A 23,381-nucleotide genomic window follows, 5' to 3' on the forward strand; every position below is an offset into this window, starting at 1 on the left:
CGCTTCTTAACCAAAGACCCGCATTCGTTGAGGCAGCAAGTTTCCCAGGCCGCTGTTTCTCGAAGGACCCACGCGCGTGGCGAAGAAGGAAAAGAAGCCCAAGGAGGCGCCCGCGGGCGAGGCTCCTGAAGGCGCCGAGGGCGCGGAGGGCGAAGCGTCCGGGAAGAAGAAGCTTCCGCTCAAGATGCTGATCATCGCGGGCGCGGCGGCGCTGGTCGTGCTGGGCGGAGGCGGGACGGCGGCCTTCATGTTCCTGGCGCCCAAGCCGGACGCCGCCGCCGAGAAAGGCGGAGAGAAGAAAGAGAAGAAGAAGGAAAAGAAGGCCGAGAAGGGCAAGGAAGGCGAGAAGGGGGCCGCCGTGGTCCGCGAGGGACCCGACGGGGTGGTCTTCTACACCATGCCCGACGTGGTGGTGAACATGCAGACGGCCGACGGCCGCGCCACGTTCCTGAAGCTGAAGCTCACCCTGGAACTGCCCGACGAGGGCGCGGTGGACGAACTGGACCCCAACATGCCGAGGCTCCAGGACATGTTCCAGAGCTTCCTGCGCGAACTCCGGCCCGAGGACCTCGCGGGTAGCCAGGGCAGCTACCAGCTCCGGATGGAGATCCTTCGCCGGGTCAACCTCGTCATCCAGCCGAGCAAGGCCAACGCCGTCCTGATCGAGGAGATGCTGATCAACTAGCGCTCGCGCAGTTGGCTTCCACGCCATGTCCGAAGATCCCGACAACACACCCGAGATCGAAGCGCCCGTCGGCGAAGACGGCGGCGGCGAGACCGACTGGGCCGCGACCGCCGCAGCCGAGGCGAACTCGGCCGAGCGGATCCTGAACCAGGACGAGATCGACAGCCTGCTGGGCTTCGATCTGTCTGAGGACGAGATCGCCGAACGCACCGGCATCCGTGCGATCATCAACTCTGCGCTCGTCAGCTACGAGCGCCTGCCGATGCTGGAGATCGTCTTCGACCGCCTCGTGCGGCTGATGACCACCTCTCTGCGCAACTTCACGTCGGACAACGTCGAGGTCAGCCTCGACAACATCAGCTCGATCCGCTTCGGCGACTATCTGAACTCGATCCCGCTACCGGCCATCCTGGGGGTGTTCCGGGCCGAGGAGCTGAACAACTACGGTCTGCTGACGGTCGATTCCAACCTGATCTATTCGATCGTGGACGTCCTCCTGGGCGGTCGGCGGGGGACGGCCGCCATGCGGATCGAGGGACGGCCCTACACCACCATCGAGCGCGTGCTGGTGCAGCGGATGGTCGAGGTGGTCCTGGCCGACGCCAAGGAGGCGTTCGAGCCGCTGACGCCGGTCCACTTCACCCTGGATCGCCTGGAGACCAATCCGCGCTTCGCGGCCATCGCGCGCCCGGCCAACGCGGCCATCCTGGTGAAGCTGCGGATCGACATGGAAGATCGCGGCGGCCGCATCGAGTTGCTGCTGCCCTACGCCACGCTCGAACCCATCCGGAAGATGCTGTTGCAGCAGTTCATGGGCGAGAAGTTCGGGCGCGACAACATCTGGGAAAGCCACCTCGCCACCGAGCTGTGGACGACCAACATGGACGTCCGCGCCGTGCTGGACGAACAGCAGATCAGCCTGCGCAGGGTCCTCGACCTCAAGGTCGGCGACACCCTGATGCTGAACGCTACGCCCGACAGCCTGATCGAGTTGCGGGCGGGGGCGATCCCCCTGACGCGCGGCCGCATGGGCCGCCGCAACGCCCACATCGCCGTCCGCGTGGAGGCTCCGCTCTCCGCGCAGGCCCGCAAAGCCGTGCAGAGGATGACATGAGCCTGATCGCCATCGGCCTGAACGTGCTGCTCGCCGCGCTGCTGATCGCCGCGATGGCGGTCGGCGTCCGCCTCAACCGTCGCCTGAAGGCGCTGCGCGACAGCCACGAGGGCTTCGAGGCGGCCGTGCGCGAGCTGAACCATGCCGCCGCCCGGGCGGAACAGGGCCTCGCCGACCTGCGCGCCGCCACGGACGAAGCCGTGGACATGCTGTCCGACCGCATCGAAAAGGGCCGGGCCTTGGCTACGCGGCTGGAGAAGCTGGTCTCGTCCGCCCCGGAAGCCCCGCGGCCCTTCTCGGCCGAGCGCGCCGTCGCGCGCGGCCTGCCGCCCGTCACGCCTGCGCCACGCGTCGAAGACACGGCGGAACAGCGGTTGGGCGCATTGCTGGCGATGGCCCGCAGCCGCCTCCAGGTGGAAGGCGCGGCCGAAGCCGAGCGTGCGCGCCCGGCCGCGGCCGCCACGCCGGCGCGCGTCACACCCATGCCCCGCCGTGCGGCCCACGCCGCCGACGAGGATCTGTTCGAGGACGCTCCGGCGTTCGACCGTTTCGCCGGAGTCGTCCGTTGAAGTCCGTCCCGCGGATCCTGCCGCTGCTGGGCGTCGCCGTCGGCGGCGTCCTGGTGGTGAACGCCGTCTCGGGCGCCCGGGACCTTCCCGGCCTGCTCTCGGGCGCCCAGGCGTTCGCCCAGGAAGCGACGAAGGGCGCCGCGCCGGCCGCCAAGGCGCCCACGGTGAAGGCGGGCGAGACCGCGCCGACCGGCGATGCTCAGGACGCGGTCGCCGGTCTGCCGACGCCGACGATCGCGCCGAAGGCGGTATGCGCGCCGACGGCCGCCGAACTGGCCAAGCAGGCGGGCCTGTCGCCGGCCGAGCTCCAGGTCCTGCAAAGCCTGGGCGCGCGCCGTGGCGTGTTGGACGCCCGCGAGAACGACCTGAGCACCCAACTCGCCCTGATGGCCGCGGCCGAGGCGAAACTGGACGCCAAGATCAAGGCCCTGAACGGACTGAAGGCCGAAGTGAACGGCCTTCTGGCCCAGACCGACACCAAGCAGGAGGCCGAAATCGACCGTCTGGTGAAGGTGTTCGAGAACATGAAGGCCAAGGACGCCGCGCCGCGCATGACGGCCCTGGACGACAGCGTGCGGATCCCGATCGCCGCCAAGATGAAGGAGCGGTCGCTGGCGGCGATCGTCGCCCAGATGCCGCCCAGCGAGGCGAAGAAGCTGACCGAAGCGCTGGCGCGCCGCTTCTCCGACGCCCAGGCCGCCGCCGAGCGGGCGCGGGCCGTGGCCGAGGGTGCTCAGCCGGCCGCGCAGCAGGCGGCGGCGCCGCGGGCTGCGACGCCTCCGGCCAAGCGTCCGAACACGCCGCCCCGCAAGGCGGCGCCCGCCGAACAGCAGGCGACGAGCCCCGCGCCGGCCGAACCCGCTCCGGCGGCTGCGCCGCCAGCCAAGGCCGGGTAAGCCATGGTCCTGAGGAGGGCCCTCCGCTCCGGGGTCGCCGCGGCCTGCATCGCCAGCGTCGCAGCGCCTGCCGGGATCGTCGTGCATGCGACTCCGGCGGCCGCGCAGGCGCGGGGCGGGCCGAACCTCCGTGTGGCCGCGACGGAGTCCTTCTCGCGCATTGAAGTCCGTGGCGAGGCGTCCGCCCGACGGGAGGGGCAGACGGTCGTCCTGACTTTCGCCCCGGGCGCCGACCCCGACGTGGCGCGCCTGCGCACCGCTCCGCCCCGTTGGGTGAAGGCCGCCGACCGCCGCGTCGCAGGCGGACGGCCGGAACTGGTGCTGACCCTGGCGGATGACGCGGATGCGCGGATCGGAAGAGCGGACGGTGCGCTCTATGTGAACGTCTTCGAGAAGGTCGAGACGTCGCCGGAAGCGGACGCCGAGCCCGTCGCGGTCGCCGAGGCCGAGCCGCCCCGTCCCGACCCCTTGCCCCCTGGCGGCGTGGTGAAGATGGACGCCAAGGTCGCCGGCGGCCAGACCCAACTCTCGTTCGCCTTCGCCAATCCTGCGGGCGCCGCGGTGTTTCGCCGGGGCGATGCGGTCTGGGTGGTCTTCGACGCGCCCGCGAACCTCGACGTTTCGGGGGCGCCGCCTACAAAGTTCCTGCGCGGCCTGCAGTCGTTCCGCGGCGCCGATCACGCCGCGCTCCGGATCGAGGCCGACTCGGACACGCCGGTGTTCGCCAGCGTTCAAGGCGATGTGTGGACGGTGGCGCTGGGACCCGGCCCCCAGGCCGCGCCGGCGATCGTGCGGGTCAGCCGCGATTCCGCGGGCGGTCCGGCGACCCTGCGTGCGCCGGTGGCGGGGGCGACCCGGATCGTCAACCTGCCCGACCCTGTGGTGGGCGACACCCTGACGGTGGTCACCGCGCTCGGCCCGCCCAAGGGCGTGCCCAGCCGCCGGGATTTCGTGGGCGCGGCGCTGCTTCCGTCGATCCAGGGGCTGGCCGTCGAGGCGACGGTCGACGACCTGAGCGTCCGGCGCGACGGCGAGATCGTCCGCATCGGCCGTGCGCGTGGGCTGAACCTTTCACCCGCCTGGGCCGGCCGCGACCGTGAGCGGGCCCAACTCGGCGCGCCGCAGGCCGCCGCCATGCCGGCGCTCGTGTCGGCCGACTGGTCGAAGACCGGCGAGGACGGCTTCGTCCCGCGCTATGAGAGCCTCCTTGCGGCTGCGGCGGCGGAAGGCGCCAGCAACGAGCGCGGGGGGCCGGTGGCGGCGCGCATGGCGCTGGCGCGCTTCCTGGTGGGTTCGGAGTTGAGCTTCGAGGCGATCGGGGTGTTGAACGCCCTGGCGCGCGCCCACCCGGAGATGCTGGACGACCCCGAGTTCCGGGGGTTGCGGGGCATCGCCCGCACCATGTCGCGGCGCTACGCCGAGGCCGACACGGACTTCTCGGCCCCCGCGCTGGCCGACGACCCGTCGACCTCCCTGTGGCGCGCCTATTTGGACACCCAGCTCGCCCAGTACGCCGAGGCGCGGACCCAGTTCACAAAGGGCGCCGAGGCCTTCGGTCTCTTCAGCCCGATCTGGAAGAGCCGCTTCGCCCGCGCCGACGCGCAGGCCGCCCTCGCCCAGGGCGATCTGGCCGGGGCCGAATCGCGAATCCGGCTGGCCCTCGAGGAGAGGGTCGATCCCGAGGAGCGGCTGCGAACCCGCCTCGTCCACGCCCGCATCATCGAGATGAACGGCTACAAGGACCGCGCGCTCAGGGTCTACAACGCCATCGCCACCGCTCCCCTGGAGTCGATCGCCGCGCCGGCCCTGCTGCGGGCGACCCAGATCCGGCTGGAACTCGGCCAGGTCACGCCGGTTCAGGCCGTGGGGGTGTTCGACAGCCTGCGCTACCGCTGGCGTGGCGACGCCACCGAACTGGAGACGATCCGCGCGCTGGGACAGCTCTACCTCGCCCAGGGCCGTTATCGCGAAGCCCTCGAGGCCCTGCGCTCGGCGGGCGTCCGGTTGCCGGACCTGCCCGAGGCGATCCAGCTTCAGGCCGATCTCAACACCGCCTTCCGGGCGTTGTTCCTGGACGGTCTCGCCGACGGGCTGGAGCCGACCCAGGCGCTGGCGCTGTTCTTCGACTTCCGCGAACTGGCGCCCCTGGGCGCGGACGGCGACATGATGGTGCGCCGGATCGTGCGCCGGCTGGTGGACGTGGATCTGCTGCCCCAGGCCGCCGACCTGCTGAAGTACCAGGCCGAGAACCGCCTCGACGGCGTGCCGCGCGCCCAGGTGGCCACCGATCTGGCGGTTATCTACCTCATGGATCGAAAGCCCGAGCAGGCGCTGGCGGCCATCAACGGCTCGCGCACCACGATCCTGCCCACGGCGCTCAACACCGAGCGGCGACTGGTGGAGGCCCGTGCCTGGACGTCGCTGGGCCGGTACGAGAACGCGCTGGAGATCATCGAACGCGACACGGGCAAGGAGGCAGCCGACCTCCGCGCCGAGATCCTGTGGAAGCAGAAGGACTGGGCCGCCGCCGGCCCGCTCTACGAGAAGAGCCTGGGCGAGCGCTGGAAGATCGACACCCAGCTCAGCAGTGACGAGGAAGGTCGTCTTCTGAGGGCCGGCGTCGCCTATAGCCTCGCCGGCGACGACGCCGCGCTGGCCCGCCTGCAGCAGCGCTACCAGGGCTTCTACGAGAAGGCCAACAATCCCGAAGCCCTGCGCATCGCCCTGTCCGGCCTGCCCACCGGCCGTCTCAGTGTGGCCGACTTCGGTCGCGTCTCGGCCGATGGCGAGATGTTCGCGGGCTGGGTCGAGAAGATGAAGGGTCGCTTCAAGACCCGCGCGGCTCCGACGGGCGACGCCAAGGCCCCGGCGACGCCGGCGCGACAGGCCGCCGCCGAGCCGGCGCCGAGACCTGCCGCGGTGGGGTAGGGACGGCGTCGGCGTCCTCTGACCACCAGGGCCGGCTGACCAGAAGAGACGATGGAGCGGGACGGGAGGCCGCCTATCCTCCGCCCGCGCCCCGCTGGAAGCTCTCGACCAGACTGCCGGCCACCAGCCGCCACCCGTCCACCAGAACGAAGAAGATCAGCTTGAACGGCAGGCTGATGATGACAGGCGGCAGCATCATCATGCCCATGCTCATCAGCACGCTGGCGACCACCAGGTCGATCACCAGGAAGGGCACGAAGAGCAGGAAGCCGATCTCGAAGGCGCGCTTCAGCTCCGAGATCATGAAGGCGGGCGTGACCACCCGGATCGGCGTGTCCTGGATCGTGGCGGGGCGTTCGATGCGCGAGAGGCGGATGAAGAGGGCCAGGTCCTCCTCGTCCACCTGCGACAGCATGAACTGCTTCACGGGCCCGCCAGCGGCGTCGAAGGCCTGGGGCAGCTCCATCTGCTGTTCGAGCAGGGGACGGACGCCCTCGTTGTAGGACCGCTCGAAGGTTGGCCCCATGACGATGGCCGTAAGGAACATGGCCAGCGAGATCAGCACCGCGTTGGGCGGGCTCTGCTGAAGCCCGAGCGCGGTGCGCAGCAGCGACAGCACCACCACGATCCGAACGAAGGACGTGGTCATGATCACGATGGAGGGCGCGAGCGACAGGACCGTCAGCAGGCCGACGAGCTGTACGACGCGCTCGGTCAGGCCGGCCCCGGTGCCGAGATCGACGTTCAGGGTCTGGGCCACCGCGGCGGCCGGCACGATCAGCGCGGCGCAGGTGGTGATCCCCGCGATGAGGGCGGCGCGGCGCCAGTCTTCGGCCGGAAGCGTGCGGAGGGCGGCGAGGATGGCGCGCATCAGCCGGCGTCCGGCGTCTTGAGGTCGTCGAGCACGCGCCCTTCGCCCAGGAGCACGAGACGTTCGCGGCCGTCGCACTCCACGATGATCAGCCGGCGCGACGGGTCGAGAACCAGGCTCTCGACCACCCGCAGGCGGCGATCCTTCTTCTGGGCCGCCAGCCGGGCCATGGCGTCGGGGCCGTAGCGTCGCAGCGCTACGGCGGCCAGCCCTACGAGTCCCAGCGTCAGGGCCAGGGCGAAGATCGCGCGGAGGAAGTCGGAAAGTTCCATGTCGGCCGTGGGCGCGGTGTCGTGGGCCCATTCGCGACTGAATCCCTTAAGCGCGGATTAACCCTGTTTCGCCAGGATCGTGGACATGAACCTGGCCGACATACCGCTCTTCTCGATGCTCAAGGGCCGGCTGGGCTATCTCAGCGAGCGCCAGAAGATCATCGCGCAGAACGTCGCCAACTCGGACACGCCCCGCTACGTGTCCGAGGATCTGAAGCCGTTCAGCTTCAACGCCCGGCTCCAGGCGCAGCAACAGGCGTCGGCGGCGGGGACGATGACGGCGACCCAGGCGGGCCACATGTCGCCCCGTTCCGACCGGCGGGCCGGAGGCGGGACCTTCAAGTCGGTGAAGACCGGCAGTTCCGAGACCACGCTGAACGGCAACGCCGTGGTGCTGGAGGAGGAGATGCTCAAGCTGAGCGACGCGCGGATGAGCTACGACGCCGCCATCAGCTTCTACCAGAAGTCCATGGGCCTGCTCCGCATGGCCGCCCGGCCGCCCGGCCGTGGATAAGGGGAGAGCCTAGATGGCCGAGATCAAGTCTCCCGCCAATGCGGCCCAGGCCGTGGCCGCCTCGGCGCTGCGCGCCCAGCAGGCGCGGATGCGGATCATCGCCGAGAACATCGCCAACGCCGACTCCACGTCCCGGACGCCAGGCGGGGACCCGTATCGCCGCCAGGCGCCGGTGTTCGAGCCCACACGCGTCGGCGGCGCGCAGGGCGTGCGCATGAGCAGGGTCGACCCCGATCGGACCCAGTTCCGCCAGGAGTACGCGCCGGGGCATCCCTCGGCCGACCCGCAGGGCTACGTGAAGCTGCCGAACGTCAATTCGCTGGTCGAGTCGCTGGACATGCGCCAGGCCCAGCGGGCCTACGAGGCCAACCTCAACGTCATCGAGACCGCCCGCACCATCGAGATGCGGACGTTGGATCTCCTCAAGAAGTAGGGTCCTGAGCGATGATCACGCCCTTCGCCGCCGCCAAGGCGTACGCCGCGACCCAGAAGGGCGTCGGCATCGGCGACACGCCCGGCCTGACGCCCAACAACGCCGCTTCGGGCCAGCTCGGCTTCGGCGACATCCTGAAGTCCGCGATGACCGACGCCGTGACGGCGTCCAAGACGGCCGAAACCCGGATGGCGGCCCAGGTCGCCGGCAAGGCCGAACTGGTCGACGTGGTCACCGCCATCTCGGCCGCCGAGGCCAGCCTGGAGACCGTGATGGCGGTCCGCGACCAGGTGATCAGCGCCTATCAGGAAATCCTGCGGATGCCGATCTGACCGTCCCTCTCCCCTGGGAGATGAGGGTCACTTCACTTCCGCGCAGGCCACACGGGCGCCGGCGCCGCCGATGGGCTGGCTCTTGTGGTCGTCGGCGGCGGCGTGGATCAGAACCGACGAGCCGTCGGAGTCCTTGAGCGTCTTCAGCGTGACCAGGGTGGTGAACACCTCGGCCTTGGCCGTCCCGTCGGCGCCGGCCCACAGGTTGGGGAGGTCGCCCGTCTCGTTGGCGTCGGGATTCAGGAGGCCATGGATGCGGTCGCCGCCTCCGTGGGTGTGGCCGCCGGCCGAGGTGAAGTCGGACTTCGAGCAGTCGGCCTTCTCATGCAGGTGCAGCCCGTGCCAGCCCGGGGTCAGGCCCGTGGCCTCGACCTTGATCAGGACACCCTTCGGCGCTTCGGTGAGGGTGACCGTTCCGGCCGCGGCTCCGGCGTTGTTCTTGAGGTCGTAGGTTCCGGCGGTGGCCTGACAGGCGGCGAGGGCGACGGCGGCGGAGAGGGCGAAGGCGCGGCGGATCATTCGGGAACTCCATGGAAGCTGACGCTTCAACGTTTAGCCGGGCGCGGCGGCTCCCCCAAGCCGCCGCGAAATGTTAGGCGGAGGTATGGCCGAAACGCTGATCGAGCTGGCGGGGGTGACGCGGCGCTACGGCGCCCGCCCGGCGCTCGACGACGTCGATCTCTCGGTGCGCCGCGGGGAATTCGTGGCGCTCGTGGGAGGGTCGGGTTCGGGCAAGACCACGCTCCTGAAGACGATCAACGGTCTGATCCGGCCTGACGCCGGGATCGTCAGGGTGGCCGGTCGGCCGGTCGCCGAGGTCGACGGGCCCGATCTGCGACGCGGGATCGGCTATGTCTTCCAGGATGTCGGCCTGTTTCCGCATCTGACGGTGGCAGGCAATATCGCGGTGACGCCGCGTCTGCTGGGGTGGGACGCCGGTCGCATCGCCGCCCGGGTTTCCGAACTGCTGGAGCTGGTCGCCCTGCCGGCCGAGATGGCGGGGCGCGCGCCGGCCGAGCTGTCGGGCGGCCAGCGTCAGCGGGTGGGCGTGGCGCGCGCCCTGGCGGCCGAGCCGGCCCTCATGCTGATGGACGAGCCGTTCGGCGCGCTCGATCCTCTGACGCGCGATGCGCTGGGCGACGACTACCGCGCCCTGCACGACCGGCTGGGCCTGACCACCGTGATGGTCACCCATGACATGGGCGAGGCCGTGCTGCTGGCCGACCGCCTCGTCGTCCTGGCGTCGGGGCGGGTCGTGGCCTCGGGCGCGCCGGCCGCGCTTCTGGCCGAAGCGCCGACCGAAGAGGTGCGCGAGCTTCTCGACGCGCCGCGCCGCCAGGCCGAGCGCCTCCGCGGGAGGTTCGGCGTATGAGCCCGCAACTGGCGGAGGCCTTCCGGCTGCTGCCCGACTACCTGGGTTGGCACGTGTTGCTCAGCGCCTCCGCCCTGGTGCTGGGCGTGGCGATCAGCGTGCCCCTGGCCGTGGCGGCGGCGCGCAGCCCGCGCGTGCGCTGGCCCGCCCTGGCGGGCGCCAGCCTGATCCAGACGGTCCCCGCCCTGGCGCTGCTGGCCCTGTTCTATCCGGTGCTGCTGGCGATTTCGGCGCTGTCCGAGGCCACCCTGGGCCGGGGCTTCTCGGCGTTGGGCTTCCTGCCTTCGCTGCTGGCGCTCACGCTCTATTCGATGCTGCCGATCCTGCGGAACGGCGTGGCGGGCCTGACGGGTATCGACCCGGCGATCATCGAGGCGGCCGACGGGGTGGGGATGACCCGGGCCCAGCGGCTCTGGCGGGTGGAGCTGCCCCTGGCCGCGCCGGTGATCATGGCGGGCGTCCGCACCGCGGCCGTCTGGACGGTGGGCGCGGCGACGCTCTCCACTCCGGTCGGCCAGACCAGCCTGGGCAACTACATCTTCGCGGGTCTCCAGACCGAGAATTGGGTCTTCGTCCTGTTCGGCTGCGCGGCCTCGGCCACCGTGGCGCTGGCGGCGGACCAGCTCCTGGGTCTGGCCGAGACGGGCGCGCGGCGGCGGCGGCCGATCCTCGTCGCGGCGGGCCTGGGCGGGCTGGCCCTGGGCGTCGCGCTTTCGCTGTCGCCCTTCGCGGTGCGGGGGCAGGGGGCGGTCTACGTGGTCGGCGCCAAGAACTTCTCGGAACAGTACATCCTGGCCGAGCTGATGGCCGAGCGGCTGGAAGCGACCGGCGCACGCGTCACCCGTCGGGAGGACCTGGGCTCGGCGGTGGCCTACCGCGCGCTCGCGGCGGGCGAGATCGACGTCTACGTCGACTACTCGGGCACGCTGTGGACCAACGTCCTCGGCCGTTCGGACAATCCCGGCCGAGAGGCCGTGCTGTCGGCGCTGACGACCGAACTCCGGCGGCGCGACGGCGTGACGGTTCTGGGGTCGCTGGGGTTCGAGAACGCCTACGCCTTCGCCATGCGCGGCGAGCGGGCCCGCGCGCTGGGGATCACGGACCTGGACGGCCTGGCGCGCGCCTCGCCGCGACTGGCCCTGGGCTCGGATCTGGAGTTCCTGTCGCGACCCGAGTGGCGGGCGGTGGACGGCGCCTACCGCTTCGCCTTCCGCAGCCGTCGTTCGTATCAGCCCACCTTCATGTACCGGGCCCTGGCGTCGGGCGACGCCGATGTGATCAGCGCGTTCTCGTCGGACGGGCGCATCGCGGCGGGCGGTCTCGTGGTGCTGGACGATCCCAGGGGCGCCATCCCGCCCTACGACGCCGTCGTCCTGATCTCGCCGCGCCGGGCCGACGACGCGCGCCTGACCGGCGCCCTGCGGCCGCTGATCGGCGCCATCACCGTCGAGGCGATGCGCGAGGCCAACCTCAGCGTCGACCGCGACCGCGACAAGGCGACCCCGGCCCAGGCGGCGCGGGCGCTGAAGCTCGTTCTAACGAACTGAGACTGGGAGTGTTCGGGAGGAGCCGCAATGGCTCCAATCGACCGAGGCTGTGTAAAAACGCGAAACCACGCTGGCTTCGCGTTTTTACGCAGCGTCGGACGCTTAGCAGCCTTCCGGAAGCCAACCAGCTTGCCTTGCTTCATCCATAAGACGAGCCACTTCCGCGTCGATGTTGCGGTGCGCAGCTTGCTCGCAGTTCCTCATCGCCTCGGTTTGAAAAACGGGCCGTGACTTGAACGCGCTCATGAAGGCCGCACGACCAAGGACGAACTGCTGGCGTGTGGCGATGGCCTCATACTCTCGCCAGACATTCGCGGCGTAGACCTCGTAGACATCTGGCGGCGTGGCGAACACGGCGAGGTCAACGTCATTCATGATCGGCCAGAGCGGATCGTCGGACACAGCACCCTGATGGTCCTTCGTCATCAGGATCAGACGTTCGCCCCGGTCGACCAATTCTGTCTTGAGGTTCTGGCGGCGAGCGTATGCCGTGAACCAGTCAGCGCTGAGTTGCTCATTGTCGCCACGCCCGATCACGTAGATCGCATCGTGGAAGAACCACGCCAGCCGAACTAAGCCGACGCCTTCACCGTACCGGTCGAGAGCCACGAGGCCGTACTTGAGATGCGCCAACGAGTGGTAATGACGTCCATCGCCGCCCCACAGAGCGAGCAAGTCGCTAAGGACCTTCGCGTCTGACGGTATGCCAAGCTCGGCATGTGCGCGGGTCCATTGGTCGGCGAAAAAGACGTCTGGCATCCGTCAACGCTAATCCAACTGGGCTTGATGTCCCAGATCGCGCGGCTCGGTCAGCCGCCACGGGAAGACCGGAACGACTCTAGCCTTTCGTTAACCATGACGCGCCAGATTGAGCCGTCGGCCGATGGGCCGGCGGTTCCTGATTTCCGACGAGGTTTTCGATGAGCGGCGCCGAGGTTCTGGACGTCGGTCGCGACGCCATCTGGCTGACCATCCAGCTCTGCGCGCCGGTGCTGCTGGTGGGCCTGGTGGTGGGCGTGGGCATCGGTTTGCTCCAGGCGCTGACGCAGATCCAGGAACAGACCCTCGTCTATGCGCCGAAGATCGTGGCCATCTTCGTCTCGCTGCTCATCTTCATGCCGCTCATGGGCGCGCTGATGAGCGGGTTCATGCGCAACATCGCGGCCCGCATCGCGGGCATGTAGGCGGGCGGCCGGGACATGGAGTCCTACGCCACAGCCCAGCAGGTCTTCGCCGCCGGCCTGGTCTTCGCGCGACTGGGCGCTGTCGTCATGCTGCTGCCGGGCCTGGGCGAGACCTTCATCCCGCCGCGTATCCGGCTGTCGTTCGCGCTGGCTCTCAGCCTGATGCTGTTTCCCGTCGTGGCCGTGGGGGCGCCTCCGCTGCCGGGCAATGCGGGCGACCTGGCGTTCGCCGTCATCCGCGAGGTGATGATCGGCCTGATGATCGGCGCGATCCTGCGGCTGTTCATGACTTCGCTGGCGACGGCCGGCGAGATCGTGTCGCTGCAGACGACGCTGTCCTTTTCCCAGACGGCCAACCCGATGCAGGCTCAGCCGTCCACCACGGTGGGCACATTCCTGGGCCTCATCGGCATCGTGCTGATCTTCACCACGAACCTGGACCACCTGTTCGTGGCCGCCATCGTGCGCAGCTTCGACCTGTTTCCCTTCGGGGGCGCCGTTCCGGTGGCGGACGCCGGCGCCCTGGCGATCCAGACGCTGGGCCGGTCGTTCGCGCTCGGCGTTCAGCTCGCGGCGCCGGTGATCGTCTTCTCGCTCATCTTCAACATCGCGGTGGGGCTGGTGGGGCGGGTCATGCCGCAGTTCCAGGTCTTCTTCGCCGCGACCCCCCTGATCGTGCTGTTGGGCCTGTCGATCTTCGCCCTCAGCCTGGGGGTGATCGGCATGATCTGGGTCGAGCGCTACCGTGACCTCGTCGGGAGTTTCGCCCCGCCATGAGCGAAGCGCCCGAAAAGGAATCAAAAACAGAAGAGGCCACCCCCCAGAAACTGGAGAAGGCCAAGGAAAAGGGCGACGTCCCCAAGACCATGGACCTGGCCCAGGCCGCCACGCTGGCGGCGGCTTCGGCCGTGGTTCTGATGGCGGGCGGCTGGCTGTCCCGGAACCTCGCCGTCCAGCTCAAGCCGTTCGTGGCCGCGCCGGAGACCATGACGCTGGAGGGGGGCGGAAGCCTGGACGTCATGCGCTACGCCGTGATCGCGGCCGCGCCGATCCTCGCCGCGGTCCTGGGCGCCTGCATGATCGCGGGCGCGGCGGCCAACATCTTCCAGTCGGGCGTCCGCTTCGTCCCCGACAAGGTCAAGCCCGACTTCAAGAAGGTCTCGCCTCGCAAGGGCTTCGAGCGCCTGTTCGGCCCGGAAGGCCTGATGCAGTTCGTGAAGTCGACGGTGAAGGTCGTCGTCATCGGCTGGCTGGTTTGGTGGATCCTGAAGCCGTTCCTTCCCGTCTTCCCAACGCTCTCGGCCCTCGATCCGGCGGCGATGCTGCCCTTCATGCTGGACGTGCTGAAGCGGCTGGTCTTCGCCGTGGCGGGCCTGACCCTGGCCGTGGCGGGCGCCGACTATCTCTGGCAGCGACAGCGTTTCTTCGTCCGCCAGCGGATGACCAAGGAAGAGGTCAAGCAGGACTACAAGAACTCGGAAGGCGATCCGCACGTCAAAGCCCGTCAGAAGCAGCTTCGCAACGAGCGCTCGCGCCGGCGGATGATGCAGGCGGTCCCTGAGGCCACCCTGGTGATCATGAACCCGACCCACTACGCGGTGGCGCTGCGCTACGAGCAGGGCGAGGACGCGGCGCCGGTGTGCGTGGCCAAGGGCCTGGATTCGCTCGCGCTCAAGATCCGCGCAGTGGCCGAAGAGGCTGGCGTGCCGGTGATCGAGGATCCGCCTCTGGCCCGCGCCCTGTACGCCGCCGTGGAGATCGACGACATGATCCCCCCGGCGCACTACGAGGCCATCGCCAAGATCATCGGGTTCATCCTGAACGCCGCCCAGAACCGGCGTCGCCGCCCGGTTGCGCGGCCTCTCTAAGCCGTTGGGCTTGTGACACAATGCTGACCATCGATTCGCCGGAGTCCGCCCCCGTCATGGCCGACCCCTCCGCCAGGACCCGTAAGAGCGATCCCCTGATCGCGCTGGCGGTCGTGTTCTTTCTTGTCGCCGTCGCCCTGGCCCTGGCGCCGGCCCTGGGCGCGGGCGCCGAGCGGTTGGCCGGCGTGCTGCTGCTTGTCGGCCTGGCCGGCGTCTGCTGCATCGGCCTCCTCGTGCTGCGCGGCGCGCCCGAGGAGCCCGTCGAGGAAGAGGCGGGGGCCGAGGCGTTCCTTTCAGCGCTCGACGAACCATCGGCGGTGGCCGCGCCCGACGGGCGCGTCGTCGCGAGCAACCCGGCGTGGCGTGAGGCGATGGGCCCGCATCCGCGGCTGCCGAAGAGCGGCGCCGCCGCTTCGGGGCTGTTCGGCGCCCTGGCTGCAGCGCGCCGCGGGGACCTTGGTCGGGCGCCGGTCAAGGTGGGCGGCGTCGAACGCGAGGCCTTGGTGTCGCGCCTGGGACCGCGTCGGTTTCTGATCCGGTTGGCGGGCCGGAGCGGCCCTCTGGCCCTGCCGTCGTCGGCGATGGAGGTGCTGAACGCGGTGGCCTCGGCCAAGGCCCCGCCGCCCAAGGTGCTCGACGCCTTCGCCGCCGCCTCGCCGTTCGGCGCGGCGCTGCTGGAGGGCGAGGATCCCTTCGCCGCGCGCATCATCGAGGCCAACCCGGCGTTGGGGGCCCTGGCCACGGGCGGCGAGGCCGGACAGATCTTCGGCGCTCTGATCGAACCGGCCAGCCGCGTGGACGCCGCCATGCGTCTCTCGTCCGCGGATCGCGACAGCCACGCTCCGATGGAGGTGCGCCTCGCCCACGACCCTGCCCGCATCGCCCACCTCTACCTTTCGCAGAGCGGCGGGCGCTGGGTCGCGTATCTGGTGGACGTCTCGGAGCAGAAGCAGGTGGAGCTTCAGCTTTCGCAGAGCCAGAAGATGCAGGCCATCGGGCAACTCGCCGGCGGCGTGGCCCACGACTTCAACAACCTGCTGACCGCGATTCTGATGCAGCTCGACGTGCTGTCGACGCGTCACCCCGTCGGAGACCCTTCGTACGAGGGGCTCAACGAGATCAAGCAGACGTCGATGCGCGCCGCCGACCTGGTGCGCAAGTTGCTCGCCTTCTCGCGCAAGCAGACGGTTCAGCGCGAGATCCTGGACGTCGGCGAGATGATCTCGGAGTCCGAGGTGCTGCTGCGGCGCCTGCTGCACGAGGACATCCGGCTGGTCACCGACTACGGTCGCAACCTTCCCCACGTGCGCGCCGACCGCAGCCAGCTCGATACGGCGGTGATGAACCTCGTCGTCAACGCCCGCGACGCGATCCGCAGCCATGCCGGTGGGCCGAACGGGGGCGGCGTGATCCGCATCCGGACCGCGCGGGTCAGCCAGGACGAGGCCCGCGGGCTCGGGTATCCGGGCGCGCTGGGCGACCACGCGATGATCGAGGTGAGCGACGACGGTCCCGGTATTCCGTCCGACGTGAAGGAGAAGATCTTCGAGCCCTTCTTCACCACCAAGGCGGTGGGCGAGGGGACCGGGCTTGGGCTGGCCACGGTCTATGGCATCGTGAAGCAGTCGGACGGGTGGATCGCGGTCGACTCCCGGCCCGGGGAGGGAGCGGCGTTCCGGATCTTCCTGCCGGTGCACGTGGCGGCGGAGGCGCCGGTGCTCGAGGCCGAGGTCGCTGCGCCCGCGGCGCCGAAACGCCCCGCGGCGCGGGATCTTTCGGGCGCCGGCCGCATCCTGTTCGTCGAGGACGAGGACGCCGTCCGCGGCGTGGCCGCCAAGCTGCTTCGCGCCCGCGGCTACGAGGTGATCGAGGCGGCCAGCGGAGAGGAGGCCCTGGAGATCGCCGAGGCTCACGCCGGTGAGATCGACCTGATGATCTCGGACGTGGTGATGCCCGGAATGCAGGGGCCGGAACTGCTCAAGCAGGCCCGCGGCTACCTGGGTTCGGCGCCGGTGATGTTCATCTCGGGCTACGCCGAGAGCGAGTTCTCGGATCTGCTGGAGGGTGAACGCAACGTCTCGTTCCTACCGAAGCCCATCGACATCAAGACCCTTGCCGAGCGGGTGAAGCAGGAGCTTCAGAAGGCGGCTTGACGCCGGGTTTGCCAGGCCAGGCGTCTCGCGCGTGTGGTCCGCATAAGAAGGGCGTTCTTGTCACGACGGCCGGACAGGCACATGGATCACGGCGCATGTCCCATCCGACTCCGCCCGAGCCCCAATCCCCTGCGCCGCAGCGCGTCACCTTCGCCCAGGCCTACCAGCTGGCGTTCGACGCCGCCGCCCAGGGACGGTTCGCGCAGGCCGAGACCATCTACCGCGCCCTGATGGCCGGCGCGCCGCCGCCGCAGGCGCCCGTGGTCCTGAACCTTGGGCTCGCGCTGGAGGAGCAGGGCAAGTACGCCGAGGCCGAGGCGCTCTATCGCGACGTCCTGGCCACGCGGCCGGACGATCCGGATTTCGGCCGCCGGCTGGCCTATCTCCTTCTCCGCAACGGCGATTTTGCCGAGGGCTGGCCCCTGTACGAGCACCGCATCCCGACCGGCGCCCGCAAGCCGCAGCTCAGCTTTCCCGAATGGGCGGGCGAGGAGGTGGGCTCGCTCCTGGTTCTGCCGGAGCAGGGGTTGGGCGACCACATCATGTTTGCGCGCTTCGTGGCCGACCTGCGGAAGCGCGGTGTCCGGGTCACCCTGGGCAGCCGCCCGCCGCTGGCGCGCCTGTTGCAACCGCTCGCCGACGAAACGCTGCTGGCGGACGGGGCTGTGTCGATCCCGCGGCACGACGCCTGGGTGCTGGCCGCTTCGCTCCCCTGGCGCCTGGGCGTGACGGCCCACACGCTGTCGGGCGAGTCCTATCTGCCGGGCGGGGGCGGGGGCGGGGGCGGGGGCATCGGTCTCGTCGCCGCGGGCAATCCGGGTCACGTCAACGACGCGCGGCGCTCTCTGCCGGCGGACGTCGCTGCCGAGATGCTGGCCTGGCCCGGTGTCCGCAGCCTGGCGCCCTCGGCGACAGGCGCCGCCGATTTCGAGGACACCCGCCGGATCGTCGCGAACCTCGACGTGGTGATCTCGGTCGACACGGCGGTCGCTCACCTGGCCGGGGCGATGGGCAAGCCCTGCTTCCTGCTGCTGCCGTTCCATCCCGACTGGCGCTGGATGCGCGACCGCGACGACAGTCCCTGGTATGCTTCGATGCGCCTGTTCCGCCAGCCCGCGCCGGGCGACTGGTCGAGCGTCGTGGGCGAAGTGCGTCGGGCGCTCGACGCCCGCCGCTGAAGGAGAACGCCATGATCGCGCCTGCTCCGCCGCGGAAGACCAGGGCTCAGGCGATCGGGGCCACCGCCGTTGGTGCGACCGCGACGGGCGGCGTGATCCTGACGGCCTTGGCCGCCGGCGCGCTCGCCGTCGGGGCGCTGGCCATCGGCGCCCTGGTGATCGGCCGCCTGGACGTGAAGCGCGTGCGGATCGGCAGGCTCGAGGTGGACGACCTGACCGTGGGCCGCCTGACGCTCCGCGAGGGCGATCCCCGCTAGGGACGTTGCGCTGCGGAGCATCCCGCGCGACGGTGTCGGTCAATCAGAAACGGCGTCATGGCCGACAGCCTGTCAGGGAGGACAACGATGGCGACGGTGAGTCCGAATGGCCCACTGAAGGGGCGCACGGCCCTGGTGACGGGCGCGAGCCGCGGGATCGGCGAAGCCATCGCCGTACGTCTCGCCATGGAGGGGGCCCGTGTCGTGGTCTCGGCCCGGACCGCCGAGGATGGCGAGAGCAAGCTTCCGGGAACGCTCGCGGGCACGGTCGCCCGCATCCGCGACGCCGGCGGCGAGGCGACGGCGATCAAGGCCGACCTTTCCAGCGAGGCCGAGCGCGAGCGTCTGGTGGCCGAAGCCGTGGCCGCCTACGGCCCGGTCGACATTCTCGTGAACGATGCCGCGGTGACGTTCTTCATCCCGGTGGAGCAGTTCCCGAAGAAGCGCTTCGACCTGATGATGGAGGTCCAGGTCTGGGCGCCGTTCCATCTCTCGCAACTGGTCCTGCCCTCGATGCGCGAGCGCAAGCAGGGCTGGATCGTCAACATCTCGTCCGGCGCGGGCATCCATCCGCAGCAACCCTACAACCGCCGCGGCGGCGGCGCCGTCTACGGCATGTGCAAGGCTGCGCTGGAGCGCTTCACCACCGGCCTGGCGTCCGAGGTCTACGACGACAACGTGGCGGTCAACGTCGTCTCGCCGGGTCTTGTGGACACCCCCGGGGTGGCCGTCCACGGCCTCATCAACGAGCAGACCAAGGATCGCGTGCAGCCGATCGAGTACATCGCCGAGGCGGTCTATCGCCTGGCCAGCGGCGATCCGAAGACCATGACCGGCCGCATCGACTACGCCGAGCCGTTCTTGAAGGAGCTGGGGATCGCGCCGGGCGCCCTGGTGTAGATCCATGATCGAACAGACCGTCGACATCCCCACGAAGGACGGGAAGACCACCACCTTCATCGTCCACCCCGAGCGCGATGGGCCGCACCCGATCGTGCTGTTCTTCATGGACGCCCCGGCGATCCGCGAGGAACTGCGCGACATGGCCCGCCGGATCGCCGCCGCCGGCCACTATGTGATGCTGCCCAACCTCTATTACCGCCGCGGCGTGATGGAGCTGGCCGATCTGCCGCCACTGCCCGAGGCCGAGGCGCGGGCGCGGATGTTCGACCTGATGGGCTCGATCAGCATCCCGATGGTGATGGACGACGCCGACGCCCTGCTGGACTTCGCCGACCGCGACCCGGCCGCCAGTCCGGGGCCGGCCGGCGCCATCGGGTACTGCATGAGCGGCCAGTACGCCATCAACGCCGCCGCCCGGCATCCCGAGCGGATCGCGTGCGGCGCCTCGCTGTACGGCGTGCAACTGGTCACGGACCGGCCCGACAGTCCGCACCTCGCCGCGCAGAAGACCCCGGCCGAGCTGTACTTCGCCTGCGCCGAGCACGACGCCTACGCGCCGCTCGAGATGGTGGAGGCGTTGGACGTCTCCTTGAAGTCGGCGGGCGCCAACGCCGAGGTCGAGATCTATCCCGGTGTCCACCACGGCTTCGCCTTCCCCCAGCGCGCGGTCTACGACAAGCCGGCCGCTGAACGGCACTGGGAACGTCTGTTCGCGCTGTTCCGCAGGAACCTGGGATAGGCTCCGGCGCGGATCGAGTGGGCGTCGGCGTCCAAGCGGGCCGTGGAATTGTCCATCTGGCGGCGTCTCCCTATTGTCTTGAGACCACCACGCCGCCCGCCGAGGAGCCGTCCGATGTCGCAGAGCCTTTCGATCCGCCGCGTGGCCGGCGCGCTGGGCGCGGAGATCTCAGGGGTCGATCTCTCCCGGGACCTGCCCGACGAGACCATCGCGGCGATCCGGGGCGCGCTGGTCGAGCACCAGGTGGTCTTCTTCCGCGACCAGGATCTGACGCCGGCCCGGCAGACGGCGTTCGGCCGCCGGTTCGGCCCGCTGAACATCCATCCCTACGTCCAGGGGATGGAGGGCCATCCCGAGGTCATGGAGATCATCAAGGAGCCCTCCGACCGCATCAACTTCGGTGGCGGCTGGCACTCGGACATGAGCTTCCTGAAGACCCCGGCCATCGGCTCGATCCTCCACGCGGTCGATCTGCCCGAGTGGGGCGGCGACACCCTGTTCGCCAGCCAGGCGGCCGCCTACGACGCCCTGTCGCCGGGCCTGAAGGCCACGCTGGAGGGCCTGAGCGCCGTCCACTCCGCGAGCCGCGAATACTCGGCCCAGGGCCATTCGGCGCAGAAGCGCGGCGCGATGCAGGTGGCCGAGGCCGACGGCTATGTGGGCGAGTACGTCCACCCGATGGTGCTGGTCCATCCCGAGACGGGCCGCAAGGCGCTGTACGTGAACCCGGCCTTCACCCTGCGGATCGACGGCTGGAAGACCAGCGAATCCAAGGCGCTGCTGGACTATCTCTTCAACCACTGCCGCTACGAGGCCTTCACCTGCCGGTTCTCGTGGACGAAGGGGGCGGTGGCCTTCTGGGACAACCGCTCGGTCTGGCACTTCGCCCTCAACGACTATCCCGGCCAGCGCCGCCACATGCGCCGCGTCACGGTCGATCCGTGGCCGGCGGCGCAGGCGGTGGCGGCGGAGTAGCCAGACGGGCCAGCGCGCCCTTCGCCGCCGCCAGCCCGGTCGCGAAGGTCGTCTGGAGCAGGTAGCCGCCGGTCGGGGCCTCCCAGTCCAGCATCTCCCCGGCGGCGAAGACGTCCGGCCGGTCCTTCAGCATCAGGGTCTCGTCCAGCGCCTCCAGCCGCAGGCCTCCGGCGCTGGAGATGGCGCGCGCCAAGCCCTGGACGCCGGTCAGGCGCAGCGGCGCGGCCTTGATCGTCGCCGCCAGCGCCGCGGGTTCTGCTGGCAGATCCTTGCCGTGGGCTTCGCGCAGCAGGTTGGTCTCCAACGGCGAGAGCTTCAGCGTCTTGCGGAGGTGGTTCGACAGCGACTGGCCGCTGCGCGGCCGGTCAAGCCGCCGGGCCACGTCGTCGGCTCCCATGTCGGGGCGCAGGTCGAAGCTCACCGTGGCCGAAGCGCGCGCCACGATGGCGTCTCGGAGCGGCGCCGAGAGCGCGTAGAGCACGCCGCCCTCCAGGCCGTAGCGCGTGACCATCGCCTCGCCCCGGACGGCGCGGCCTTCGAACGTCAGCGCGATCCCCTTGAGCGGCTGGCCGGCGAAGCCCTGCATGACGGGGCTCCAGGCCACGTCGAACCCCATGTTGGCCGGCCGGAACGGCGCCACATGCGACGTCCAGCCCGCCCAGGCGCCGTCCGAGCCCAGGCGGGGCCAGCTTGCGCCGCCCAGCGCCAGGATCACCGCGTCGGCTCGGACCGTGACGCCCCCCTCCGGAGTCTCGAAACGCAGCGCCTCGCCGTCCCAGCCCGTCCACCGCCAGCGGGTGCGGATCGTCACGCCCAGGTCGGCGAGCCGTGCGAGCCACGCCCGCAGGAGCGGCGACGCCTTCAGCGCCGTGGGGAACACCCGGCCCGACGATCCGGTGAAGGTCGGCTGTCCCAGCCCTTCGGCCCAGGCCCTGAGCGCCTCGGGCGGAAACGCCTCCAGGTGCGGCCGGAGCCAACGCGCCGCTTCTCCGTAACGCGCTGCGAAGGCCTCGAAATCCTCCGAATGGGTCAGGTTCAGCCCGCCGCGCCCGGCCATCAGCAGCTTGCGCCCGACCGAGGGCATCCGCTCGTAGACCGTGACGTTCAGTCCGGCCCTGGCCAGGTGTTCCGCCGCGAACAGCCCCGCCGGGCCGCCGCCGATCACGGCGATCTCGGGCATGATCCTAGCGTTCCGCCATCGCCAGCAGAGCGGCGAGCCCCACCGCCATGCCCTTCAGGCTCTCGGGCTTCGCCACGTCGATCCATTCGTCCAGGGCGTGCGCCCGGCCGCCGGTCCCGCCCGAGCCGATGGTCACGGCGGGGATCCCGAGGCTGATCGGCATGTTGGAGTCCGTCGAGCCGGAGCCGAGGATCGGGGCGTACCCGGCCGCGCGGACGGCGGCGGCGGTGATCTGGACGATGGGCGCATCGTCGCGGGTGGCGCCGGTGGGCCGGTCGCCGATCAGCTTGACCTCGGCGCTCACCGCGCCGGCGGCGGTGGAACGGGCGGCGTTCTCCTGCACGACAGCCGCGTTCACGATCTCCAGAAACCGGGCGTCCAGCCGGGCCAGCTCGTCGCGGCTCTCCGAGCGCATATCCACCTCGAGCCAGATGGCGTCGGGGATCGAGTTCACGCTCACGCCGCCGCCGACCACGCTGGTGGCGTAGGTGGTGCGGGGCTGGAGCGGCGTCTTGATGCGGTTCATCTCGACCACCGTCGTCCCCATGGCGGCCATGGGATTGACCAGGCCGTAGGCCCCGTAGCTGTGGCCCCCCGGTCCCTTGAAGGTCACGCGGTAGCGCCGCGACCCCACCGCGCCCGAGGTGATGCGCGCCGCCGAGGTCCCGTCCATCGAGAAGAAGGCGGCGATGCGGTCCTTGTAGCGGCCCTGGGTGAAGAGGTGGCGGACGCCGCGCAGGTCGCCCGGACCTTCCTCGCCGACGTTGCCGACGAACAGGATATCGCGCCGGGTGCGCACGCCCGCGGCGTCCAGCGCTCGGACATAGCCCAGCAGGACGGCCAGAGACCGGGTGTCGTCGCCGACTCCCGGGGCATGGAGCTTCGTTCCCTCGCGCCGGACCTTCACGTTAGTGTCCTCGGGAAAGACCGTGTCGAGATGTGCGGCGATCACCACCACCGGGCCGCCGGCGGGATCGGTCCCCCGGCGTAGGCCCATGACGTTACCCTCGGCGTCCATCTCCACGTCCGCGAGGCCGGCTTCGCTCAGCATGGCCATGTAGGCTCGGGCGCGCGCCTCCTCCTTGAACGGCGGCGCCGGGATCTCTGTCAGGGTGACGATCTCGGCGACGATCCGGTCGTGGTCGCGGTCGAGGTGCGCCACCGCCGCCTCGAACCCCGCGGTCGACCGCACGGCCTTCACGGCGCGGTCGGCTTCGCCCGGGCTCAGGCCCTCGGCCAGGACCGGCGTGCAGGTCAGGGTGGCGATCGAGACGACGACGGCGGCGATCGGCCGTGTGGCGGCGAGCATCGGACGGGAATCCTTGCGGAGAGGAGGGCCATAAGAGCCGATCCGTCGCCGCGGCTCCAGGGTCGGGCGGCATGACGCCGATTTCATGGGCCAACCCGCTGC

The 23,381-nt window shown here is 70.2% G+C and carries 24 protein-coding genes and 1 pseudogene; 19 read left to right on the forward strand and 6 right to left on the reverse strand.

Features of this window, described 5'->3' with window-relative positions:
• Positions 1-76 precede the first annotated feature (76 nt).
• From ABS78_RS05975 to ABS78_RS05995, 5 genes and pseudogenes are all read left to right on the forward strand, one after another.
• Complete coding sequence (locus ABS78_RS05975; RefSeq protein ID WP_293376046.1) at positions 77-685, forward strand: flagellar basal body-associated FliL family protein; 609 nt, start codon at positions 77-79, stop codon at positions 683-685.
• Positions 686-696: 11 nt separating this feature from the next.
• Positions 697-1,799 (forward strand): annotated as a pseudogene (fliM, locus tag ABS78_RS05980) (flagellar motor switch protein FliM).
• On the forward strand, positions 1,796-2,368 hold the full coding sequence (locus ABS78_RS05985; protein ID WP_293376048.1) for a DUF6468 domain-containing protein: 573 nt from the start codon (positions 1,796-1,798) through the stop codon (positions 2,366-2,368). Before fliM ends, ABS78_RS05985 begins: the two are co-directional and overlap by 4 nt.
• Positions 2,365-3,264, forward strand: coding sequence for a hypothetical protein (locus ABS78_RS05990; protein ID WP_293376050.1), 900 nt, complete (start codon positions 2,365-2,367; stop codon positions 3,262-3,264). Before ABS78_RS05985 ends, ABS78_RS05990 begins: the two co-directional genes overlap by 4 nt.
• A 3-nt stretch (positions 3,265-3,267) precedes the next feature.
• Positions 3,268-6,192 carry an endoglucanase gene (locus ABS78_RS05995; RefSeq protein ID WP_293376052.1) on the forward strand — a complete coding sequence of 975 codons (2,925 nt, stop codon included), beginning with the start codon at positions 3,268-3,270 and terminating at the stop codon, positions 6,190-6,192.
• Positions 6,193-6,265: 73 nt separating this feature from the next.
• On the opposite strand, the gene fliP is transcribed toward ABS78_RS05995, so the two are convergent.
• Complete coding sequence (fliP, locus tag ABS78_RS06000) at positions 6,266-7,063, reverse strand: flagellar type III secretion system pore protein FliP (protein ID WP_293376054.1); 798 nt, start codon at positions 7,061-7,063, stop codon at positions 6,266-6,268.
• A complete protein-coding gene (locus ABS78_RS06005) occupies positions 7,063-7,335 on the reverse strand; it encodes a flagellar biosynthetic protein FliO (RefSeq protein ID WP_293376056.1) in 273 nt (90 codons plus the stop codon). Before ABS78_RS06005 ends, fliP begins: the two co-directional genes overlap by 1 nt.
• An 85-nt stretch (positions 7,336-7,420) precedes the next feature.
• Between ABS78_RS06005 and flgB the strand changes: the two genes are divergently transcribed.
• Genes flgB through fliE form a run of 3 tightly spaced genes read left to right on the forward strand, consistent with a single transcriptional unit; the run spans position 7,421 to position 8,614 of the window.
• Complete coding sequence (flgB, locus tag ABS78_RS06010) at positions 7,421-7,849, forward strand: flagellar basal body rod protein FlgB (protein WP_293376058.1); 429 nt, start codon at positions 7,421-7,423, stop codon at positions 7,847-7,849.
• 13 nt (positions 7,850-7,862) lie between these two features.
• Positions 7,863-8,282, forward strand: coding sequence for a flagellar basal body rod protein FlgC (flgC, locus tag ABS78_RS06015; protein WP_293376060.1), 420 nt, complete (start codon positions 7,863-7,865; stop codon positions 8,280-8,282).
• Between the two features lie 11 nt (positions 8,283-8,293).
• A complete protein-coding gene (gene fliE / locus ABS78_RS06020; RefSeq protein ID WP_293376062.1) occupies positions 8,294-8,614 on the forward strand; it encodes a flagellar hook-basal body complex protein FliE in 321 nt (106 codons plus the stop codon).
• Positions 8,615-8,641: 27 nt separating this feature from the next.
• Here fliE and ABS78_RS06025 read toward each other — a convergent pair whose 3' ends face one another.
• Positions 8,642-9,133 (reverse strand): superoxide dismutase family protein, encoded by a 492-nt coding sequence (locus ABS78_RS06025; RefSeq protein WP_293376064.1) that lies wholly within the window; start codon positions 9,131-9,133, stop codon positions 8,642-8,644.
• An 85-nt stretch (positions 9,134-9,218) separates the two neighbouring features.
• Here ABS78_RS06025 and ABS78_RS06030 point away from each other — a divergent pair, with 85 nt between their 5' ends.
• Together ABS78_RS06030 and ABS78_RS06035 are read left to right on the forward strand one after the other, a co-directional pair.
• Positions 9,219-9,986, forward strand: a complete 768-nt coding sequence (locus ABS78_RS06030) for an ATP-binding cassette domain-containing protein (protein WP_293376066.1) — start codon at positions 9,219-9,221, stop codon at positions 9,984-9,986.
• The gene (locus tag ABS78_RS06035; protein WP_293376068.1) at positions 9,983-11,533 is read left to right on the forward strand and encodes an ABC transporter permease/substrate-binding protein; all 1,551 of its coding nucleotides are present in this window, start codon (positions 9,983-9,985) and stop codon (positions 11,531-11,533) included. Before ABS78_RS06030 ends, ABS78_RS06035 begins: the two co-directional genes overlap by 4 nt.
• A gap of 102 nt (positions 11,534-11,635) precedes the next feature.
• Here ABS78_RS06035 and ABS78_RS06040 read toward each other — a convergent pair whose 3' ends face one another.
• Positions 11,636-12,292, reverse strand: coding sequence for a hypothetical protein (locus tag ABS78_RS06040; protein ID WP_293376070.1), 657 nt, complete (start codon positions 12,290-12,292; stop codon positions 11,636-11,638).
• A gap of 161 nt (positions 12,293-12,453) precedes the next feature.
• On the opposite strand from ABS78_RS06040, the gene fliQ reads away from it, so the two are divergent.
• The 9 genes from fliQ (at position 12,454) to ABS78_RS06085 (ending at position 20,790) form a co-directional block, all read left to right on the forward strand.
• Entirely contained in the window at positions 12,454-12,717 is a 264-nt protein-coding gene (fliQ, locus tag ABS78_RS06045) for a flagellar biosynthesis protein FliQ (RefSeq protein WP_293376072.1), read from the forward strand.
• A gap of 15 nt (positions 12,718-12,732) precedes the next feature.
• Complete coding sequence (gene fliR, locus ABS78_RS06050) at positions 12,733-13,494, forward strand: flagellar biosynthetic protein FliR (RefSeq protein ID WP_293376074.1); 762 nt, start codon at positions 12,733-12,735, stop codon at positions 13,492-13,494.
• Positions 13,491-14,585, forward strand: coding sequence for a flagellar biosynthesis protein FlhB (gene flhB / locus ABS78_RS06055; protein WP_293376076.1), 1,095 nt, complete (start codon positions 13,491-13,493; stop codon positions 14,583-14,585). Before fliR ends, flhB begins: the two co-directional genes overlap by 4 nt.
• Before the next feature lie 56 nt (positions 14,586-14,641).
• Positions 14,642-16,738: a cell cycle histidine kinase CckA gene (cckA, locus tag ABS78_RS06060; RefSeq protein WP_293376078.1), complete on the forward strand. Its 2,097-nt coding sequence runs from the start codon at positions 14,642-14,644 to the stop codon at positions 16,736-16,738.
• A 95-nt stretch (positions 16,739-16,833) separates the two neighbouring features.
• Positions 16,834-17,916 (forward strand): tetratricopeptide repeat-containing glycosyltransferase family protein, encoded by a 1,083-nt coding sequence (locus tag ABS78_RS06065; protein WP_293376080.1) that lies wholly within the window; start codon positions 16,834-16,836, stop codon positions 17,914-17,916.
• 11 nt (positions 17,917-17,927) lie between these two features.
• Positions 17,928-18,173, forward strand: a complete 246-nt coding sequence (locus ABS78_RS06070) for a hypothetical protein (RefSeq protein ID WP_293376082.1) — start codon at positions 17,928-17,930, stop codon at positions 18,171-18,173.
• Positions 18,174-18,260: 87 nt separating this feature from the next.
• Entirely contained in the window at positions 18,261-19,073 is an 813-nt protein-coding gene (locus ABS78_RS06075; RefSeq protein WP_293376084.1) for an SDR family NAD(P)-dependent oxidoreductase, read from the forward strand.
• A 4-nt stretch (positions 19,074-19,077) separates the two neighbouring features.
• Positions 19,078-19,815, forward strand: a complete 738-nt coding sequence (locus tag ABS78_RS06080; protein WP_293376086.1) for a dienelactone hydrolase family protein — start codon at positions 19,078-19,080, stop codon at positions 19,813-19,815.
• A 114-nt stretch (positions 19,816-19,929) separates the two neighbouring features.
• Positions 19,930-20,790 carry a TauD/TfdA family dioxygenase gene (locus ABS78_RS06085; protein ID WP_293376088.1) on the forward strand — a complete coding sequence of 287 codons (861 nt, stop codon included), beginning with the start codon at positions 19,930-19,932 and terminating at the stop codon, positions 20,788-20,790.
• On the opposite strand, the gene ABS78_RS06090 is transcribed toward ABS78_RS06085, so the two are convergent.
• Complete coding sequence (locus tag ABS78_RS06090) at positions 20,744-21,970, reverse strand: TIGR03862 family flavoprotein (RefSeq protein ID WP_293376090.1); 1,227 nt, start codon at positions 21,968-21,970, stop codon at positions 20,744-20,746. The two genes, ABS78_RS06085 and ABS78_RS06090, sit on opposite strands and share 47 nt — an antisense overlap.
• A gap of 4 nt (positions 21,971-21,974) precedes the next feature.
• Complete coding sequence (locus tag ABS78_RS06095; protein ID WP_293376092.1) at positions 21,975-23,279, reverse strand: M20/M25/M40 family metallo-hydrolase; 1,305 nt, start codon at positions 23,277-23,279, stop codon at positions 21,975-21,977.
• Between the last annotated feature and the right edge of the window lie 102 nt (positions 23,280-23,381).

The organism is Phenylobacterium sp. SCN 70-31 (assembly GCF_001724605.1).
Lineage (GTDB): Bacteria > Pseudomonadota > Alphaproteobacteria > Caulobacterales > Caulobacteraceae > Phenylobacterium.